16 protein-coding genes are annotated in these 20614 nt (G+C 62.5%); 11 read left to right on the top strand and 5 right to left on the bottom strand.

The window, feature by feature from the left end; genetic code table 11:
• Positions 1–41 precede the first annotated feature (41 nt).
• Together IGS60_RS22595 and IGS60_RS22590 are read right to left on the bottom strand one after the other, a co-directional pair.
• Positions 42–812, bottom strand: coding sequence for a creatininase family protein (locus IGS60_RS22595; RefSeq protein ID WP_230506267.1), 771 nt, complete (start codon positions 810–812; stop codon positions 42–44).
• A gap of 620 nt (positions 813–1432) precedes the next feature.
• Positions 1433–2005 (bottom strand): hypothetical protein, encoded by a 573-nt coding sequence (locus tag IGS60_RS22590; protein WP_230506266.1) that lies wholly within the window; start codon positions 2003–2005, stop codon positions 1433–1435.
• Between the two features lie 45 nt (positions 2006–2050).
• Between IGS60_RS22590 and IGS60_RS22585 the strand changes: the two genes are divergently transcribed.
• Positions 2051–2419, top strand: coding sequence for a hypothetical protein (locus IGS60_RS22585; RefSeq protein ID WP_070311956.1), 369 nt, complete (start codon positions 2051–2053; stop codon positions 2417–2419).
• A gap of 92 nt (positions 2420–2511) precedes the next feature.
• Here IGS60_RS22585 and IGS60_RS22580 read toward each other — a convergent pair whose 3' ends face one another.
• From IGS60_RS22580 to IGS60_RS22570, 3 genes are all read right to left on the bottom strand, one after another.
• Entirely contained in the window at positions 2512–4152 is a 1641-nt protein-coding gene (locus tag IGS60_RS22580) for a methyl-accepting chemotaxis protein (protein WP_230506265.1), read from the bottom strand.
• A gap of 92 nt (positions 4153–4244) precedes the next feature.
• Positions 4245–5354, bottom strand: a complete 1110-nt coding sequence (locus IGS60_RS22575) for a patatin-like phospholipase family protein (RefSeq protein ID WP_070311954.1) — start codon at positions 5352–5354, stop codon at positions 4245–4247.
• Between the two features lie 324 nt (positions 5355–5678).
• Positions 5679–6605: a LysR family transcriptional regulator gene (locus tag IGS60_RS22570; RefSeq protein ID WP_230506264.1), complete on the bottom strand. Its 927-nt coding sequence runs from the start codon at positions 6603–6605 to the stop codon at positions 5679–5681.
• Between the two features lie 107 nt (positions 6606–6712).
• On the opposite strand from IGS60_RS22570, the gene IGS60_RS22565 reads away from it, so the two are divergent.
• The 10 genes from IGS60_RS22565 to IGS60_RS22520 all read left to right on the top strand — a co-directional run bounded on the left by IGS60_RS22565 (position 6713) and on the right by IGS60_RS22520 (position 20580).
• Positions 6713–8272, top strand: coding sequence for an MFS transporter (locus IGS60_RS22565; protein WP_230506263.1), 1560 nt, complete (start codon positions 6713–6715; stop codon positions 8270–8272).
• 220 nt (positions 8273–8492) lie between these two features.
• Entirely contained in the window at positions 8493–9710 is a 1218-nt protein-coding gene (locus IGS60_RS22560; RefSeq protein ID WP_070218271.1) for a carbohydrate porin, read from the top strand.
• A gap of 301 nt (positions 9711–10011) precedes the next feature.
• Positions 10012–11025 (top strand): substrate-binding domain-containing protein, encoded by a 1014-nt coding sequence (locus tag IGS60_RS22555; protein WP_121669083.1) that lies wholly within the window; start codon positions 10012–10014, stop codon positions 11023–11025.
• Positions 11026–11343: 318 nt separating this feature from the next.
• Entirely contained in the window at positions 11344–12981 is a 1638-nt protein-coding gene (locus tag IGS60_RS22550; protein ID WP_230506262.1) for an alpha-amylase family glycosyl hydrolase, read from the top strand.
• A gap of 84 nt (positions 12982–13065) precedes the next feature.
• Positions 13066–14151, top strand: a complete 1086-nt coding sequence (locus IGS60_RS22545; protein WP_070311949.1) for an ABC transporter ATP-binding protein — start codon at positions 13066–13068, stop codon at positions 14149–14151.
• Between the two features lie 110 nt (positions 14152–14261).
• Complete coding sequence (malE, locus tag IGS60_RS22540; RefSeq protein ID WP_230506261.1) at positions 14262–15482, top strand: maltose/maltodextrin ABC transporter substrate-binding protein MalE; 1221 nt, start codon at positions 14262–14264, stop codon at positions 15480–15482.
• A gap of 147 nt (positions 15483–15629) precedes the next feature.
• Positions 15630–17141 carry a maltose ABC transporter permease MalF gene (malF, locus tag IGS60_RS22535; RefSeq protein WP_230506260.1) on the top strand — a complete coding sequence of 504 codons (1512 nt, stop codon included), beginning with the start codon at positions 15630–15632 and terminating at the stop codon, positions 17139–17141.
• Between the two features lie 9 nt (positions 17142–17150).
• Positions 17151–18041, top strand: a complete 891-nt coding sequence (gene malG / locus IGS60_RS22530) for a maltose ABC transporter permease MalG (protein ID WP_070218276.1) — start codon at positions 17151–17153, stop codon at positions 18039–18041.
• Positions 18042–18043: 2 nt separating this feature from the next.
• A complete protein-coding gene (locus IGS60_RS22525; protein WP_230506259.1) occupies positions 18044–19672 on the top strand; it encodes an alpha-amylase family glycosyl hydrolase in 1629 nt (542 codons plus the stop codon).
• Positions 19669–20580, top strand: coding sequence for a carbohydrate kinase family protein (locus IGS60_RS22520; RefSeq protein ID WP_230506258.1), 912 nt, complete (start codon positions 19669–19671; stop codon positions 20578–20580). The genes IGS60_RS22525 and IGS60_RS22520 overlap by 4 nt, the downstream gene beginning before the upstream one ends.
• Positions 20581–20614 lie beyond the last annotated feature (34 nt).

Genomic DNA, 20614 nt, shown 5'->3' with positions numbered 1-20614 from the left:
TCGTTGCAAAAGCCGGAAGTTCAACACGTCCAGCGGAAGATTTACTTATTTCGTTGCAGCAATTGCTTGATGGCGGCCACCGAGGTGTCCACCTGCAGCTTGATACCGATCTGGCCCAGCTCCTTTGTTGCCCGCGTCGCGTCGCCGCGCACGCCGTCCGCCACGCCGGGCTTCGGTCCGTGCGCCATGGCCTCGCTGCGCACGAGCGACGGGTCCGTCGCCAGCATCAAGGCCGCGTCCGCCAAGCCCGCATGCAGGCCGATCTCGGCGCTGCTGTGGCCGCGCTTCTGCAGTTCGGCAATATAGGCCGATTGCGTGATGTCATAGTAATCGAGCAAGGCGTAGGCGCGCGCTTCCTTGCCCGCAGGTGTCTTGCCCCAGGCGCGGTTGAGTTTATTCGCCACGTTCTGCTCGTTCTTCTGGTAGCCACCGTGATCGCCAAGGAAAATGATGTCGCGGAAGCCATGCTGACGCAGGCTGGCGGCGGCCCCTTCCAGAACGGCTTCAAAGGCGGCCGGCGGTATCGAAATCGTGCCGGCAAAGCGCATGTGGCCGGCCGGTGGCGAAATCGCCCCTTCCGGCACGTAGGAAACGACGGGGGCGACGATGGTGTTACCCAGCTGCTGTGCGATCTGGCGCGCCAGCAAGCCGGCGCGCACATTGTGCTTGCCCAGTGCGATATACGGCCCGCTCTGCTCGACTCCGCCGATCGGCACGAGCACGGTGGTGGCGCCGTGGTCGATACGGCTGCGCAACTCCGTGCTGGTCAGTTCTTCCAGCATGACGCTGCTGCTGGCAGGCGCGGCCGCCATGACGGGCGCCGTACCCAGCAGAGGCGACAACGTCAGGACGAACAGGGAAACAAGGGACTTGCGTGAAATACGAAGCGTGGATGGCGCACACGGCGCCGTTCGCTGGAGGAACTGCAGAGTCATAAGCCAACATCTTTCCGAGGTCAAAGGCGCCGTGCCCGGCCTTGCCAGGCAAGCTGGCTGCCACGCAAGAATTGTATTCCATCATGACAGGAAGGGCACGTTAATTTGACGCGGCAGTTTGCGAGGAATTGACCTGGGGCAGCGAATGGCGCAGCGTCGTCCGCATGAACAGCGAACGCCGTGCCTGATCAGGAGGGCCATGCCGACGCGCTAAGCAACCCCCAATAAATTATTGTGATTTCTGACTGCCATAACCGGCGCTCTGCAAGGTGGCCGACGAGGCTTGCTCACTGCTAGCAGTGCCCGCACTGCGTCGCAGCGAGCGCCTTGCACAGCATCCGGTTCTGTTTGTCATAAATTCACACTAATTTCCCGAGGATTACTTAGAAATTGCCGACAAGCCGTTTGCTTCTTACGTTTGCTTATTACGTTTGCTTATTACGTTTCACGACATCGCCGCTACCCGTCAAGAACAGCCGCAGGTAGTTCGCTCGAATTTACTCAAGCGTATTGCGCCTGCGCCATGCAATAAAACGGCCCAGTGCGGCGCCCGTCATGACCGAGATCAAAAGCCAGCCTTTGACCTCTGCCTCATCCTGAGAAATAACCATCCAACTGCCCATGCCTACGACGAAACCTGCCAAGCCGCCGTAGCCGATGTACATGCGCCGATCCAGATTGTCCACGGTTTGTTGCAAGGCTTCAGGACGGGCAATTGCTTCTTGTATAAGGATGGTTCCACATTCGAGGCAACGTGCACTCATGGCTGAATTTTGGGCATTACACACTGGACAGGTCATCGGCGGCCGGAAAAGAAAAGTGGTTAATTGATATAACGTGGCCGAGGATAAAATTTCCAAGAGGCAACTTATATAATATAACATGCCTGTTAGCTGTTTTTCAAAAAATGGTCCGCCAACCGTAATGCGATACCGATATCTGAAACTTTGGCATGGCACCATATTTATTTCCACATCAGCTTGAGCAACCCAAGCTTGCACCCTGGCGCTTACGCGAATGTGACAATGTGTGATGTTTCCATGTGGAAAATTTGCTATCGTTGATGGCATTCCTTCCTTATCTTCAGATTGAATCTGATTAAAACCATCCTCTCAATGAAAAGAATATCAACTGCTTTCCTTATTTATCTGACCTTCTGCTCCGCTCTGGCCTTTGTTGACTTCGATTGGGATGCGGAAAACGAACAAGCTGCAAAGTCATCAATCTATAAGCAGACGCTCTACATGAACAACGTCCAACGACAGGCATATATAGACGACCTCGAAACCATCCATTCTGCGGGCGTGATGGGGGGAGTAAACGGCAGACGCCTGCATGGAAATGAGGCCAGCGATATTCACGATTTGGCGAACCAGATTCGTCAAAAAACAGGGAGGAACATCGTTGAATTTCCCTCCAAACCGTTTGGCGAGGCCATTTCCAGCTTTTTCAAAATCCCATTTATATTATTGATTAATAAATAGAAAAAACGTTTACTTGGGAATATGGCGTCGATGCGTCAAAGCAGGTGTGGAAGCCTTCCAGCACCTGACAATGACATACGGCATGCCCGAGTTCATCCCAGCATGCGGCGCGCCGGTTGCGCTGCGCGGCGCGGGGCCGTTGCCGGGGCCGGCAAGCCGCCCGCCACCTTCAATGATTTTTCCTTGGCATCGCCGCGCAGGCGGAATACGGCCACCACATCGACCAGCTCAACGGCGCGGTCTTGCAGCGAGGATGCGGCTGCGGCCGCCTCTTCCACCAGGGCCGCGTTTTGCTGGGTGACCTGGTCCATTTGCGAAATGGCCTGGTTCACTTGCTCGATGCCGGCGCTTTGCTCGTGGCTGGCGTTGGCGATGTCGCCCATGATGTCCGTCACGCGGCGGATGCTGGCGACGATTTCTTCCATTGTCGCGCCCGCCTGGTCGACCAGCGCGCTGCCCGTGTTGACTTTATCCACGGAATCCTCGATCAAGCCCTTGATTTCCTTGGCAGCCGCTGCCGAACGCTGCGCCAGGTTGCGCACTTCCGTTGCCACCACGGCGAAGCCACGGCCCTGCTCGCCCGCGCGGGCCGCCTCGACGGCCGCATTCAGCGCCAAAATATTGGTTTGGAAGGCAATGCCGTCGATCACGCCGATAATGTCGGCGATCTTCTTCGCCGATTCGTTGATCGAACCCATCGTACCGACGACCTGCGCCACCACGGCGCCGCCCTTGCGCGCCACGTCCGAGGCGGACACGGCCAGGGTATTCGCCTGGCGCGCATTGTCCGTATTCTGGCGCACGGCCGAGGTCAGCTCTTCCAGGCTGGAGGCCGTTTCTTCCAGCGACGACGCCTGCTGCTCCGTGCGCACGGACAGGTCCGCGTTGCCGGCGGAAATCTGCGCAGCCGCCACGCTGACCGTATCGGCCGAGGCGCGCACGGTGGCGATCACGCCGACGATACGCTCCAGAAACTTGTTGAAGGCGGTGGCCGTGCGGCCCACTTCATCCATGCGCTCGACGGGCATGGCGGCGGACAGGTCCAGCGAGGCGCTGACCCGCTCCAGCGTATGTTCGATATTGCCCAGACCGCCGCTGATGGTGCGGTAGATATGCCAGGCCAGCGCGCCCGTCAGCAGCACGGCCACGCCCAGCACGGCCAGCATGGTGTTGAACGCCGTGTCGTAGGCGGCCAGGCTTTCCGCTTTGACATCGTCGACCAGCTTGTTGTTGTAGGCGATATGGTCATCCATGCTCTTTTTCGCGGCGGCGGCCGTGATGGCCAGCGGCGTGCCGGCCAGCAAGGTGGCGCGCACGCCATCCATGTCGCCCGCGTAGGCGGCGGCAAAGAATGGCACCAGCGCGCGGCGGTACGCTTCCATGGCGGCCTGGTCGGCGTCGAGCATCTTGCTGTCCGTCGCGTCGTACAGGCGCTCGGCGCGGTAGGTGGCGATGACCTTGTCGAAATTCGTGTTGGCGTCGGCCACGGCCTTGTCCAGCGCCGTCTTGTCGGCCAGATTCGAGAACACGGACAGGCGGTAGCCGGCCAGGCGCGAGTCGGCCAGGAAACCCTTGGCCGCATTCAAGCCCTGGATGCTGGGAATGATGCGGTTTTGCACGGTGTCAAAACGTTCCTGGGCGCGCTGTAGCTGGATGGCGCCGCCGGCGCCCAGCAATAGCAGGGCCAGCAAGGCGATGGTGAGGGTCAGGATTAATTGCTTGGTGATATTCATGGTGTTTCACAGTAAAAAGGTGGCCTGGCAAGGCCAGGCGGGATGAGTAGCTGCCGATCAGGTGGCCAGGACCGGTGGCAGGCGGCGCGGGCTTAGGCCGCCAGCGGGGCTGCGTCAGGCGTGCGGCGCAGCAAGTCACCATGCTGGCGGCAAAACGCCAGGCCCGCCTTGTGGCCCACGTCGAACAGCAGTTGCATGTTCGAGCTGGACCAGTCCAGGGTGTCGGGCCAGTGCTGTTCCGGGATGCCGCCCATCAAGTCGAGCTTCAGCAGACGCCGCTTGGGCTGGCCCGTGCGCGCATCCGTGTTGTGCTCAAGCTCAAACAGGCGCAGCTCGCTCTTGGAAATCTTCACCAGCGGCGTGATGATGGAGCGCACCCAGGCGTCGTACAGGTTGCGCGGCTTGCGCAACAGGCGCTCGTCGCCGAGGATGTCGAGGATGACCAGGGTGTCGGCGTCATGGTGCTCGCCCTTGCCTTCGATAAACGGGTCGAAATTGAGCGTGTCGAGGGCCGCGCCTTCGATGTAGTCGTCGCCGTCGATGGTCGTCGGCGCATACAGAAAGGGAAACGACAGGGCCGCGCGCACGTGGATGGGCTCGATCTCGTGCTTGCCCCAGATTTGCATGCGGTGCTCGCTGAGGTTGTAGGCATTGATGTAGAAATCGGGGCGCATGCGCGTCACGCCCGAGAAGTCGACGGCTTTTTCCAGGAAGGGCAAATGCGCGCACAGGCCCAGGCTTTTCGCGGACAGGTCCGATGGCGACAGCGACGACACCATCAGCTTGCCCCAGTCCGACCAGGCCGTGGGCACGCCCGCAAACGTTTGCTGGAATGCCTGAAAAAAAGGATTGTTGGCCGGCGGCTGGAAAGCGTCGCGGAAGGTGCTCGCGTGCATGCCCGGCTTCTGGAATACCTTGTAGTTGATCGGGATCATCTTGTAGATGCTGTCGGCCACGCCCGTGTCGGCCCAGCTTTGCAGGGCCTGGCGCGGCGTGGCCTCGTGCGGCGTCGTGTAAAGCAAACCCATCAGCACTCCCGCGCCGGACGCGGAAATGACGTCGAACTCGATGCCCTCATCGAGGAAAGCGGCCAGCGCGCCGGCGATCAGGGTGGAATTTGGTGCACCGCCACCCAGCAGCAAACCCGTTTTGCGGGCCGGTTTCGCGGTCGCGGCTGGCGCCGGATCCGGCGGCGTCGTCATCACTGTCTTCATGCACACTCCCTGAACGGAACGGGGCAGTCACCCCTTAATTGTTGGTTACTACACGCTTATGGCGCCTAATCCTGCACATGTCCCGGCAACCGCCGAAGCGATGCAATGTTGCAGAAACAGATATGAAATTAACATAAATAAATTCCTTATGGCAATTTCAATAACGTATGACTGATATTCAGGAAGGGCATAAGCTGATGCTGTGCGGCATTGCTTGATGCGGCGCAGCAAATATAAATTTAGCGGATTAGGATTAATCGCTTTGGGGTAGGAATATTCCCCAACCCGCCGCCAGCGCGGGGGCCAGGGGTATCAGGCGATGGATGCAGGGTCGGGAGGGGACGCGGAAAAATGCAGGTGGGTACACAGATGGTCAACAAAGACACGGATTTTGGGCGACAGGTGGCGGCTCGACGGCCACAGCACCCAGAACTTGCTCGAGTACAGCAAGCTGTCGGCCAGCACGGCTTGCAGTTCACCGCGTGCGATGGCGTCGCGCACGATAAAGTCGGGTAAATAGGCGAGGCCCACGCCCTGCGTGGCGGCACCGATCAAGGCTTCGATATTGTTGCAGGTCAATGCGGTCGGCAAGCGCAGCTCGCCGCCGCTGTCGCCCTCGGCGCGCTGCAGCGCCCATTCCTGCAACTTGCCCGTGGTGGGGAATTTATAGCGCACGCAGGCGTGCCCTTCCAGCGCACGCGGCGTGGCCGGCACGCCATGGCGGGCGAAGTACGCGGGAGAACCGACGATGGCAAAGGCAAACGGCCCCAGTTCGCGCGCCATCAGCCGCGAATCGGTGAGCGTTCCGCTGCGCACGGCCACGTCGACGCCTTCGGCCACCACGTCGACCAGGCGGTCGTTGAAATCGAGGTCCAGTTCGATCTCCGGGTACTTGCGCGTAAAGTCCGCCAGCAGGGGCAGGATGATGCGGTAGCCGATCACGGGCAGGCTGACGCGCAGCTTGCCGCGCGGCGCCTCGGCCAGGTGCGACAGTTCCGCCTCGGCATCGCCCAGGTCGGCCAGGATGCGCTGGCAGCGCTCGTAAAACAGCGCGCCCTCGTTGCTCAGGCTGATGCGCCGCGTGCTGCGGTTGAGCAGGCGCACGCCCAGCTTTTCTTCCAGCCGCGCCACGCTCTTGCCCACGGCCGAAGCCGACACGCCGAGCAGCCGCCCGGCCGCCACGTAACTGCGCGTTTCCGCCGCGCGCACGAAGGCGGCAATGCCGTTCAAATTATCCATGCGACCTCAATTAGGGAATATTTGTCCGTTATGAGTGGATTTTCAGCCACTTTTTCATGGATTGCATCCATATTATCATCGGATTCCCTCTTTCTGGAATCATTCCCATGGATACGAATCACCGCATGCAGCCTGCCTCCGCGTCCCGGCGCGCCTTCGTGCTGGCCGCCGTCTGCCTCGCTGCGCTGTGCATGCCGCTCAGTTTTACGGGACCGGCCATCGCCATTCCCGCCATCGCCGCCGAGCTGCGCGGCACGCCGCTGGCGCTGGCCTGGATCACGAATGCCTTCATGCTCAGCTTTGGCGGCTGCCTGATGGTGGCCGGCGCGCTGGCCGACCGTTATGGCCGCAAGCGCGTGTTCTTGCTGGGCATGGCTGTGTTTTCCGCCGCCGCGCTGGCCTTGGCGGCCGCGCCCGCCATCCTGTGGCTCGACGTGCTGCGCGCCGTCCAGGGCCTGGGCTGCGCCATGGCCCTGTCGAGCGGACTGGCGGCCCTGGCTCAGGAATTCGACGGCCCGGCCCGCGCGCGCGCCTTCAGCCTGATCGGCACGGCCTTCGGCGTGGGCCTTGCCTTCGGCCCCTTCCTGGCCGGCACCTTGATCACGCACACGGGCTGGCGCGCCATCTTCATCGTCACGGCCGTGGCCGGCCTGGCCGCCCTGCTGGCCGCCGCGCGCGCCATGCGCGAATCGCGCGACCCGCAAGCGCAAGGCGTCGATTGGCCCGGCGCCCTGACGTTTACGGGTGCGCTCTCCCTGTTTACCTATGGCTTGCTGCAGGCGCCGCACAAAGGCTGGGCCAGCGCCGCCAGCCTGGGGCTGTTCGGTGGCGCGGCCTTGCTGCTGGCTGCGTTCATCCGCGTGGAACGGCGCGACGCGCGGCCCATGCTGGACTTGACCCTGTTCCGCCTGCCCGCCTTTGCCGGCGTGCAATTGCTGGCCGCCGCGCCCGCGTTTTCCTTCGTCGTGCTGCTCGTATTGCTGCCGGCCCGCTTCATCGGCATCGAAGGCTACAGCGCGCTGGAGGCGGGACGCATGATGATCGCCCTGTCCGCGCCCATGCTGGTGCTGCCGGTCCTGGCCGGCCTGGCGGCGCAGCGCCTTGCCGCCGCGCACATTTGCGCCAGCGGCCTGCTGCTGGCGGCGGGCGGCTTGCTGTGGCTGTCGACGTGTGCGCCGGGCCAGTCGCCCACTACCTTGATCGGGCCGCTGCTGCTGATCGGTTGCGGCATCAGCCTGCCCTGGGGCTTGATGGATGGTCTGGCCATCAGCGTCGTGCCCGTCGAACGGGCTGGCATGGCGGCCGGCATCTTTAACACGACGAGGGTGGCGGGCGAAGGCCTGGCGCTGGCCATCGTCAGCGCGCTGCTGGGCACGTTTACTGTCGCGGCGCTGGGCCACGCCGACCTTGCCGGCATCGGAGCGGAACAGGCGGCGCACGCGGGCTCCTTCCTGGCGCTGGGCGAGCTGCGCCATGCGGCCACCCTGCTGCCGCAGGCTGGCGCCGCCGAACTGGCGCAAGCGTACGGCACGGCCTTTTGCCACTTGCTGTATGTGCTGGCCAGCATTACGACGACCTCGGCCCTGCTGATTCTGGTCTTCCTGCGGCATCCTGCCCTTGCCGCAACGGACTCGACCACCCTGCCCGCCTGCGACACTCCCTCCTGATCTCCTCCTGCCATACACGGCGGCGCCCACGCGCCGTCGCCCGCCTTTGATGTTTCTCCGCAACACCCACAAAGTTTCCGAACGACGCCAAGAACAAAACGAGTTTACTTATCAAAGCGCTTTGAACTATACTCAAAGCGCTTTGAAACATAGTTAAAGCGCTTTGGTTGTGCAAAGTGATGCGCGCCGATCCCACATCTATAAAAACACTGGAGACACAATGAACAAATTTTTCTTGAAAGCGTTGCCAGCGGCAGTGCTCATGGCCTTGAGCGCGTCGGCCCAGGCAGCCCTGCCGATCGACTTCGGCGGTTACATCCGCTCGGGCATCGGTACCAGCAGCGAAGGCGGCAAGGAAGCGTGTTTCGGCCTGGCCGGCGCCTCGTCCAAATATCGTCTGGGCAATGAGTGCGAAACCTACGGCGAGCTGAAATTCGGCGGCGAAGCCTTCAAGGCAGCGAACGGCACCACCTTCCGCATCAATACCCTGGTGGCGTTCTCCGTCAACCAGAACCAGGACTGGGAACAATCGGACCCGTCGTGGCGCGAAATGAACGTGGTGGCGGACAAGATCGGCACGGGCGCCTTCGCCGAAGCGCGCGCCTGGGTCGGCAAGCGCTACTACGACCGCCAGGACGTGCACATCACCGATTACTACTTCTGGAATAACAGCGGCCCTGGCGCCGGCCTGGAAAACATCGACCTGGGCGCGGCCAAGCTGGCCTATGCCATCGTGCGCACGGCCGACGATGGCGACAGCAAGCGCATGGGCCTGTCCCACGACTTGCGCTTTTCCGGCATCAAGGTCAATCCGGACGGCGAACTGACCTTGGGCCTGCAATTCAACCAGAAACGCAACGCGCAAGGCGCAGCCCCCATCGCCAGCGGCCACTTGCTGACCATCATGCATACGCAAGGCAATCTGCTGGGCGGCTTCAACAAGGTGGCACTGCAGTACGGCAAAGGCAGCGCGGCCAACACGGGCGGCTTCAGCCTGGGCGCCAGCAAGGATGACAAGGTCGTGCGCCTGACGGAACAAATCATGATCCAGCCCAAAGGTTCCTGGTCGGGCATGGGTACCTTCGTCTACGAAGACAAGGAAACGGCAGGCGTGAGCAGCAAGTGGACGTCGATCGGCGCGCGCCCCGTCTACCACTTCACGGACAACTACAGCCTGGCCGTGGAACTGGGCCACGACATCGTCAAGCCGGAAGGCGGCGAAAGCCGCAACCTGACCAAGCTGACCTTCGCGCCGCAACTGTCGGCCGGCAACAGCTTCTGGTCGCGCCCCGTGCTGCGCGCCTTCTACACCTACGCCAAATGGAACAAGGCAGCCCAGTCGGCCGCCGCGGCGGAATCGGCGCTGTCGTCGACGGGCGTGTTCGGTGGCAAGACCAATGGCAGCTCGATGGGCTTCCAGGTGGAAAGCTGGTGGTAATCGCCGGCATCTAGAACGTCGGCAAGCGTCCCCGGACGCTTGCCGGTGGCAGCAACACCGCCCGCTTTTTCAGGGGCAAGTCATATCCGGACCCACCATTTCGCCGCTGCACGCGATGGCCGGCAGCTTCAATGTAGTGATTCAGCAGTATCCTCTTTTAGCGCGGGCGCCCCTGGGTTTGCCCGCGTATTTTTTTGGGCGCCGCCGCCGCAGGTCATACCCCTGATCATTCCGGCATTTATCAGATAAACTACCCTTCATCGCACCGCATCGCTCCCGACCCACCCCATACGCAGCATTCATGAACCTCAAAAATCTCGCCAGAACGCTAGGAATATCCGAAACCACCGTCAGCCGCGCCTTGAATGGCTATCCGGAAGTGAGCGAACGCACGCGCGAGCGGGTGCTGGCCGCCGCACAGGCGGCCGGCTACCGCCCCAATCCCATGGCGCGCAGCCTGGCCGTGGGGCGTACGAACATCGTCGGCATCATCTACCCGCTGATGCCGAACGACCTGGCCGACCCCATGTTCATCGACATCGTGGGCGGCATGTCCGAAGCGCTGGAAGCGCAGCAGATGGACATGATGATCGCGCCCGCCTCGGCCACCAACGAATTCCACACGTATGAACGCATGGTCAAGGGCCGCCGCATCGATGGCTTGATCGTCGGGCGCACGAAACCGTTCGACGAGCGCATCGCCTACTTGGCGCAGCAGGGCATGCCGTTCGTCGCGCATGGCCGCACGCAGCTGAACCAGCCGCATGCGTGGTTCGACTACGACAACGAAGCGGGTATGCGCCTGGCCGTCGAGCGCCTGGCGCAGCTGGGCCACCAGCGCATCGGCCTGATCAGCGCCACGCCGGACCTGAACTTCGTGCGCCAGCGCGTCGAGAGTTTCCAGCACGCCATGCAGGCGGGCGGCCTGGCCATCGATCCCGACAACCTGGTCGACAATGCGCACGACCGCCGCGCCGGCTACCAGGCCATGCAGCGCCTTCTGGCCCGCTCGCCGCGCCCTACCGCCGTCATCGTCGACAACCACATGTCGGGCGTGGGCGCCGTGCGCGCCCTGCTCGACGCGGGCATCGCCATCGGCCGCGAAATGTCGCTGATCGTCTGGGGCGTGATGGAAGATTCCCTGGCCGGCCACAACGTCACCACCGTCGTCCAGCCCGACCCGCGCGGCGCCGGCGCGAAGATGATCCACATGCTGCTGGCCCTGATGGACGGCACGCCCGTCACCGACCTGCAGGAACTGTGGCCATGCGAACTGTTGCCGGGCGAGTCGGCGGGGCCGGTAATCCACGCCTGATTTACCCCTAGAGCAAACTACAGGGGTCGGTCACTGCATTGGAATGCATCCCATTGGGACGCATTCCCCCTCAGGGTCCGACCCCAGCCTCCGCTTGGGGTTTCGTAAAACGCCCTCTTCCGCTCTGTTTTGCCCTCCTGAATCACCCTCATAAAAAAATCGTATGTCTGGCGCGTGTATCGCTTTACTTTTCAAAGCGCTTTGAACTATACTCATTTCATACCCAAAGCGCTTTGAATTTTAAAATAAGACGTTCGCCTACCAACCAGCAGCGCCGCCCAGATAGCCACGGCTACAGGCACTTTTAAGAAATCATTCATGCCGACCATCCAGAACAATCTCGCCCACCTGCCCGCCGACTGGTGGCGCAGCGCCGTCATCTACCAGGTCTATCCACGCAGCTTCCTCGACAGCAATGGCGACGGCATCGGCGACTTGCCCGGCATCACCTCCAAGCTCGATTACATCGCCGCCCTGGGCGCCGACATCGTCTGGATCTCGCCCTTCTTCACATCGCCGATGAAGGACTTCGGCTACGACGTGGCCGACTTCTGCGACGTCGATCCCATGTTCGGCACCCTGGCCGATTTCGACCGCCTGGTGGCGCGCGCCCATGAACTGGGCCTGAAAGTGATGATCGACCAAGTGCTGTCGCACTCGTCCGACGTCCACCCGTGGTTCGTGGAAAGCCGCTCCAGCCGCGACAATCCCAAGGCCGACTGGTATGTGTGGGCCGACCAGAAACCGGACGGCACGCCGCCGAACAACTGGCTGTCCGTGTTCGGCGGTTCCGCCTGGCAATGGGAGCCGCGCCGCGGCCAGTACTACCTGCATGATTTTCTCGTCAGCCAGCCCGACCTCAACTTCCACAACCCGGCCGTGCAGCAGGCGCAGCTGGACAACCTGCGTTTCTGGCTCGAGCGCGGCGTCGACGGTTTCCGCTTCGATTCCTGCAACTTCCCCTACCACGACCAGTTGCTGCGCGACAATCCGCCCGCCGCGCAGCGCGATGCGAGCAGCGTGTCGGCCATCAACCCGTACGGCATGCAGGCGCACATGTACGACAAGACGCAGCCGGAAAACATCGCCTACCTGCAGCGCGTGCGCGCCATCCTTGATGAATACCAGGCCATTTCCATCGGCGAAGTGGGCGACGACAATGCGCTGGCCACGATGGCCGCCTACACGGGCGCCGACAAGCTGCACATGGCTTACAGTTTCAACCTGCTGACGGCCGAGTTTTCCGCCGCGCATATCCGCAAGCAGGTGGAAGAATTCGAGGCGCAAGTGGCCGACGGCTGGGCTTCCTGGTCCGTGGGCAACCACGACAGCGTGCGCGTCATGACGCGCTGGGGTGGCCAGAACCCGTCGCCGTCGTTGGCCAAGGTGGTGCTGGCCGTGCAGGCGGCCTTGAAAGGCACGCCCTGCCTGTACCAGGGCGATGAACTGGCCCTGACGGAAGCGGACATTCCTTTCGAGGCGCTGCAAGACCCGTACGGCATCCCGTTCTGGCCCCAGTTCAAGGGCCGCGACGGCTGCCGCACGCCGATGCCATGGGTGGCCGATGCGCCGCATGGCGGCTTCAGTAATGCCAAACCTTGGCTGCCCGTGCCGCCCGAACACCTGGCGCGCGCCGTCGATGTGGAAGAAACCGATGCCGGCTCGCCGCTGCGCTTTGCGCAAAACATCCTCGCCTGGCGCCGCACCCTGCCGCAGTTGCTGCGCGGCGATATCGTCTTCTTCGATGCGCCGGAACCCGTGCTGGCCCTGCGCCGCGACTTGCCGGGACAGCCGTCCGTGCTGGCCGCCTTCAACCTGGGCACGGAGGCGGTCACCTTCACTTGGCCTGACGCGGCGCCAGCAGCCGGCCTGGCCGGTCACGGCTTGCCAGGCAGTAAAGATGGCCAGCAGATCAGCCTGCCCCCGCATGGCGGCTGGTTCGGCACGCACGCTTAAACAGTACCCTTTGGCGGCCATGCCGCCAATTACAATAACGAGCCCCGCGCATCAGCGGGGCCAAATTGAGAGAACGAGGACGACATGGCTGGACTGAAGTTAACAGGCCTGAAGAAGGCATATGGCGACGTGCAAACCCTGCACGGCATCGACCTGGAGATCGCCGATGGCGAATTCATGGTCTTCGTGGGCCCGTCGGGTTGCGGCAAATCGACCTTGCTGCGCAGCATCTGCGGCCTGGAAGAAATCAGCGGCGGCGACTTATTCATCGGCAAGACGCGCATGAACGACGTGCCGCCCGCCAAGCGCGGCATCGCCATGGTGTTCCAGAGCTACGCCCTGTACCCGCACATGAGCGTGGCACAGAACATGGCCTTCGGCCTGAAACTGGCCGGTATGAGTAAAGTACAGATCGCCGACGCCGTGCAGCGCGCCGCGCAAATCCTGCGCATCGAACCTTTGCTCGAACGCAAGCCGAAAGACTTGTCGGGCGGCCAGCGCCAGCGCGTCGCCATCGGCCGCGCCATCGTGCGCAAACCCGACGTCTTCCTGTTCGACGAACCGCTGTCAAACCTGGACGCCTCCTTGCGCGTGCAGATGCGCATCGAACTGGCGAATCTGCACCGCGAATTGCGCTCGACCATGATCTACGTCACGCATGACCAGGTCGAGGCGATGACCCTGGCCGACCGCATCGTCGTGCTCAACGCGGGACGCATCGAACAGGTGGGCGCACCGCTCGAGCTGTACCACCATCCCGCCAACCTGTTCGTGGCCGGCTTCCTCGGTTCGCCCCGCATGAACTTCCTCAAAGGCAAGATCCACAGCTATATCGACGGCGTGGCCACCATCGCCACCAACGCGGGCGGCATGCTGCAGGCGGCGTTGACGCAGCCGCTGGCCAGCGGTATGCCCGTCACCGTCGGCGCGCGCCCCGAGCACGTGCAGGCATGCGCGCCCGGTGCCGCTGCCGCCATCACAGCCACCGTGCAGGCGGTGGAAAAACTGGGCGACATCAGCTATCTGTATGTGCACGTCCCGGGCGGCGACGAGCCGCTGGTGGTGCGTGCCGATGCGGATACGGACTGGGCGATTGGCCAGTCCGTGGCGCTGCAGGTGGCGCCCGCCCGCGTCCACGTGTTCGACGAGCACGGCCAGACCCGCACCTGATCTATCCGCTTTAGGGGCCAGGCGCTACAGGCGCCGCCTGGCCTGGTTGCATCGTTTCAGCCTTGATACTCAACATAAACTTAGCATAAAAAAAGATACTGGAGATTGACATGTCCTTCACGCACCCGAAACGCAGCTTCATCAAAACCACCCTGATCGCCGCCGCCCTGGCCGGCATCGGCAACCTGGCCGCCGTCAGCATGGCGAACGCGGCCGAAGCAGGCACCCTGTTGATCTGGATCAATGGAGACAAAGGCTACAAGGGCTTGGCCAAGGTCGGCGAAGAATTCACCAAGAAGACGGGCATCAAGGTCGTCGTCGAGCATCCGGAAGATGCGCCGAACAAATTCCAGCAGGCGGCCGCCGCCGGCAAGGGCCCGGACATCTGGATCTGGCCGCATGACCGCATCGGCGGCTGGATCGACGCAGGCTTGCTGCAACCAGTAACGCCAAGCAAGGAAGCGCGCGCCGCCATCCTGCCGCTGGCCTGGAATGCCTTTACCGTGGGCGGCAAGACCTGGGGCTACCCGATCTCGATCGAAGCCGTCGCCCTCGTCTACAACAAGGACCTGGTGCCGACCCCGCCTAAGACCTTCGAGGAAATCGCCGCGCTGGACAAGAAACTCTCCGCACAAGGCAAGAAAGCCATCCTGTGGGATTACACGAATACCTATTTCACGTGGCCGCTGCTGGGCGCGGGCGGCGGTTTCCCGTTTGAAGTCAAGTCCGACGGCCGCTACGATGCAGCGAAAACCGGCGTGAACAATGCCGGTTCGCAAGCCGGCGTGAATGCGCTGATGAGCCTGATCAACAGCGGCGCCATGCCGAAGGGCGCGGGCTACGCGGAGATGGAAGCGGGCTTCAACCAGGGCAAGATCGCCATGATGATCAACGGCCCATGGTCGTGGGACAATGCGCGCAAATCGAAGATCAATTACGGCGTGGCAACGATTCCTACCGTGGCAGGCAAGACGGCCACCCCATTCGTGGGCGTGCTGGGTGCGATGATTTCGAAAGCCAGCCCGAACAAGGACCTGGCGACGGAATTCCTGGAAAACCAGATGCTGCAGCTCAATGGCCTGAAAACCATCAACGCCGACGTCCCGCTGGGCACGCCAGCTAATAAAGTGCTGTTCGCGGAATTGAAAGCCAATCCGAACATCCAGGCGACGATGGAAAGCGCCCAAGCGGGCCGCCCGATGCCGAACAATCCGGAAATGGGCCGCTTCTGGTCGTCGATGCAATCGGCGCTGGAAAACATCACCCAGGGCCGCCAGACGACCAAGGATGGCCTGGATGCGGCGGCGAAGCGGATTACGACCGCCAATTAATTAGCTTTAGGTAGGTCGGATTAGGCCCGAAGGGCCGTAATCCGACAACATTGTTGGCGGCTGATGTCGGATTACGCGGCGTAGCCGCTAATCCGACCTACGCCACCACGCTTGACATCCAGCATCCATCTTCACAGGTATCCCATCGTGCGCAAGTTTATCGGCCCTACGGTATTGACCATCAGCATGGCGCTGGGTCTGTATCTGCTCTTCATGTTGTACATTTCCGGCCAGACCATGCTGGCCGCCGTTTTCCTCGGCTTGCTGACCCTGACGACGTTTGTCTTCACGTCGCCGCGCGCCTATGCCTACCGTTATCTGTTTCCCGGCATCACGGCGGTAATCGTCTTCGTGCTGCTGCCGATGGTGTACACGGTGTCGATCGGCTTTACCAATTTCAGTTCGCGCAACCTGCTCACCTACGACAGGGCCACGCAATACCTGCTCGACGAGACGCAGCGCGTGGAAAGCGCCGGCTATGCCATGACCGTGCATGCCGACAACAAGGAATACCGCTTGCGCCTGGAAAGCCCGGACACGGGCGAAGTGCTGCTGACGCCGCCGCTGGCCCTGAAGCGCGCCGTCCCGCTGAAGGTGGACGTGGCGCCGGCTGACCCCGTGCAGGCGCCCGTGCTGGCCCCTGCCCTGCCTATCAAGGACATCATCGCCCTGCAAAAGGACTTGAAGCTGCTGACGCTTATCCTGCCGAACAGGATCGAGCTGCGCATGGTGGGCTTGCGCGAATTCGGCCCCGTCGCGCATGTCTACAAACAATTGCCGGACAAGACCCTCAAAAAAGTCGCCACGGGCGAACTCGTGACGCCGAACTTCAAGACGGGCTTTTATGAAATGCCGGACGGCACGAAACTGGAACCGGGCTTCAAGGTCAATGTGGGCTTTGCCAACTTCGTGAAAATCTTCTCCGATGAAGCGTTCCGCGGCCCCTTCCTGCGTATTTTCGTCTGGACCATCGTCTTCGCCCTGATCAGCGTGGCCACCACGACGGGCCTGGGCATGGTGCTGGCCGTTCTGCTGAACTGGGATGCGCTGCGCTTCCGCGGCCTGTACCGCACCCTGCTGTTCCTGCCATACGCTGTGCCCGGTTTCATTTCCATCCTCGTCTTCAAGGGGTTGTTCAATAACAACTTCGGCGAAATCAACCTCGTGCTCGACGCCCTGTTCGGCATCAAGCCCGCCTGGTTCTCGGACACCACCCTGGCCAAGGCGATGATCCTGATCGTCAACACCTGGCTCGGCTATCCCTACATGATGGTCGTGTGCATGGGCTTGATCAAGGCGATCCCGTCGGACCTGTACGAAGCGTCGGCCCTGGCCGGCGCGGGACCGCTGACGAATTTCTTCAAGATCACCCTGCCGTTGATCATCAAGCCGCTGACGCCGCTGATGGTGGCCAGCCTGGGCTTCAACTTCAATAATTTCGTGCTGATCAGCTTGCTGACGGGCGGGCGTCCCGATTTCCTCGACACAACGTTACCGGCCGGCACGACGGACTTGCTCGTGTCCTACACCTACCGTATCGCGTTCGAGGATTCCGGCCAGAACTTTGGCCTGGCCGCCGCCATCTCGACCCTGATCTTCTTCCTCGTGGCCGCGATTTCGCTGGTCAACATGCGCCTGACGCGCATGAACAAAGCATAAAGGACAGTAATGGCTATCGTTGTCGACCGTTCCAACCGCTGGCGCATCCTGGCGGCCCACGTCGCCGTAATCGCGCTGATCGCGCTGGTGATGTTCCCCTTCCTGATGATCTTGTCGATCTCCTTGCGGCCCGGCAACTTCGCCTCGGGCAGTTTGATCCCGCCCGAGATCAGCTTCGAGCACTGGCGATTGGCGCTGGGCATGTCTTACCAGGCGCCCAACGGCGCCCTGGTCGAGCCGGACTTCCCCGTGCTGCTGTGGCTGTGGAATTCCATCAAGGTGGCCAGCATGAGCGCCACCGTCACCGTGCTGCTGTCGACCACCTGCGCGTATGCGTTCGCGCGCATGCAATTCCGCTTCAAGTCGCAGACGCTGTCCGCGCTGATGCTGCTGCAGATGTTCCCCGCCGTGCTGGCCCTGGTGGCCATCTACGCCATCTTCGACGTGCTGGGCAGCTACGTGCCGTGGCTGGGCATCGACCACCACGGCAGCCTGGTGCTGGCCTACACGGGCGGCATCGCCCTGCATATCTGGACCATCAAGGGCTATTATCAAACCATCCCCGTCGAGATCGAGGAAGCGGCCAAGGTCGACGGCGCCACGCAATGGCAGGCCTTCGTCTACGTGCTGCTGCCGATGACGGTGCCCATCCTGATGGTGGTGTTTTTGTTGTCCTTCATCGGCGCCATCATCGAATACCCGATCGCGTCCGTGCTGCTGCATGAACAGAACAACCTGACCCTGGCCGTCGGCTCGAAACTGTTCCTGTACGAGCAAAAATACCTGTGGGGCGACTTCGCCGCGGCGGCCATTTTGTCCGGCTTGCCGATCACGGCCGTGTTCCTGCTGGCGCAAAAATGGATGATCTCCGGCCTGACGGCTGGCGGCGTGAAGGGCTGACCATGCGACGCTCCCTGACTACGCTGGCCGCCCTGCTCCTGTGCGCTTCGGCGCAGGCAGGGAGTTTTGCAGACAATCCCATCGTCTACTTTGCCGTGACGGACCGCTTCGCCAACGGCAATCCCGGCAACGACCACAGTTACGGCCGCGCCGCCGACCCGCAAGGCGGCGACGTGGGCAGCTTTCACGGCGGCGACATCGCCGGCATCACGCAGCAGCTCAAAGCCGGCTATTTCAAGGAACTGGGCATCAACGCGCTGTGGATCACGGCGCCGTATGAACAGATCCACGGCTGGGTGGTGGGCGGCAAGCAGCAATTCCAGCACTATGCCTACCACGGCTACTGGGCACTCGATTACACCACGATGGACGCCAACATGGGCACGCGCGACGAGCTGCGCGAGATGATCGCCACGGCGCACGCGCAAGGCATCCGCGTGCTGTTCGACATGGTGCTGAACCACCCCGGCTATGCGGACTTGCGCACCCTGGCCGAATACAAGGTGCCCGTGCTGTGGCCCGGCCATGACAAGGCCGCGCTGCGCGATTATCACAGCTTCATCGACTACAACAACTTCGAATTCAAGCAATGGTGGGGGCCGGACTGGGTACGCGCGGGCCTGCCCGGCTATTCCGATGGCGGCAAAGACGACTACACGATGCAGCTGGCCTACCTGCCCGACTTCCGCACGGAGAGCGGCAAGGCCGTGGGCTTGCCGCCGATTTTGCAGCGCAAGACGGACACGCGTGCCGTCGCCCTGCCCGGCACCACGGTGCGCGGTTATCTGGTGCACTGGCTGGCCGACTGGGTGCGCGAATTCGGCGTCGACGGTTTCAGGGCCGACACCGTCAAGCATGTGGAGCCGGCCAGCTGGCTGGCCCTGCGCGCGGCCGCCACCGAGGCCCTGGCCGACTGGAAGACGCGCCATCCCGAACAAAAGATCGACGACGCACCGTTCTGGATGACGGGCGAAGCGTGGGGCCATGGCCCCGAGCGCAGCAGCTGGTTTGATGCCGGCTTCGACTCGATGATCAATTTCGACTTTCAACACCGCGCGGGCGGCGACTGGAAAAGCATCGACGGCGTGTATCGCCAGTACGCGGGCTTACTGGCGAAAGAGCCACGCCACGACATCCTGTCGTACATCTCCTCGCACGACACCAGCCTGTTCCCGCGCGATCAATTGAAGCACGGCTTGTCCGCCCTGCTGCTGGCGCCGGGCGGCGTGCAGCTGTTCTATGGCGATGAAAGCGCGCGCCAGCCTGGCACGGCGCCCATCGGCGACGAACAGCAGGCCACGCGGTCAAGCATGAACTGGGGCTCGCTCGATGCCGCCACCCTCGCGCATGCGCGCAAGCTGGGCCAGTTCCGCCTGCGCCACCCTGCCCTGGCGCGCGGTGAACACCGGTTCATCAACGACAAGCCGTACGCATTCGCCCGCGTGATGGATGGTGACGCCGTCATCGCCGTGCCCGAGGCGCAAGGCGCGCTCTCACTGAAGGTGCACGGCGTGTTCGCCGATGGCACCCTGCTGCGCGACGCCTACACCAATCAAACCTGTATCGTCAAAGATGGCACCGTCGCGGTACACGCGGCCGGCACCGCCCTGTTAGAAAAGGCTGCACCATGAGTACCTATGACATTTTAGTAGTTGGCGGCGCCGGCATCGACACGATCGTGCGCGTCCCCGACCTGCAATTGCCCGTGGCCGATTCGCTGCACGTGCCGCCCATCCGCGACTATGTGGCGCACACGGGCAATGGCGTGGCGCTCGGTTGCCACGCGCTGGGCCTGCGCTGCAAATTCATCGATTTCATCGGCGACGATGCGCAAGGCGCGGCCATCCTGCAGCGCTATAAAGAGACCAGGCTCGATTTTTCACACATCGTCGAACCCTCGGGCACACGGCGCAGCGTCAACCTGGTCGACCCGCAGGGGCGCAGACTGTCGCTGTACGACGGCCGCCACCCGGAAGACCTGCGCATGCCGGCCGCTTTCTATCTTCCCTACCTGGGACCGGCGCGCCACGCGCACTTTTCCATCATGGGCTGGGTGGCCGCACTGTTTGACGACGCGCAAGTGTGCGGCACGACGGTGTCGACCGATCTGCACGACTGGGATGGCGTCAACCCGCACCACAAGGTCTTTGCCCTGCGCGCCGACCTGGTGTTTCTCAGCACGGCGGCGCTGGGCGAGCGTCGGGACGACGTCATGCGCGAAATTATTTGGCAAGGCCGCGCGCAGGCCGTGATCGCCATGGCCGGCGCGCATGGCGCCTTCCTGCTGGAACGGGGCAGCGCGTCCGTGCGCCACACTCCGACGGCGGGATTGAAGCTGCCCGTGGTGGACACGAATGGCGCGGGCGACTCGTTCGTGGCCGCGTTTTTGCACGCCTGGCTCGATGGACGGCCGCTGGAAGAGGCCATGCGCCGCGGCGCCATCGGCGGCGCGTTTGCCTGCGCCCAGCATGGCACGCATGAACGGTTCATCGGCCAGGCAGAGCTGGATGACTTATATCAAGACAGCACTAGCTTATGACTTAATATTCTATCAAGCGTAGCAACGAGCTAAC

Source organism: Janthinobacterium sp. FW305-128, from assembly GCF_020858135.1.
Classification (GTDB): Bacteria; Pseudomonadota; Gammaproteobacteria; order Burkholderiales; family Burkholderiaceae_D; genus Janthinobacterium.
The sequence above is the reverse complement of the archived record's forward strand: the minus strand, read 5'-3'. Positions and strand labels throughout refer to the sequence as shown.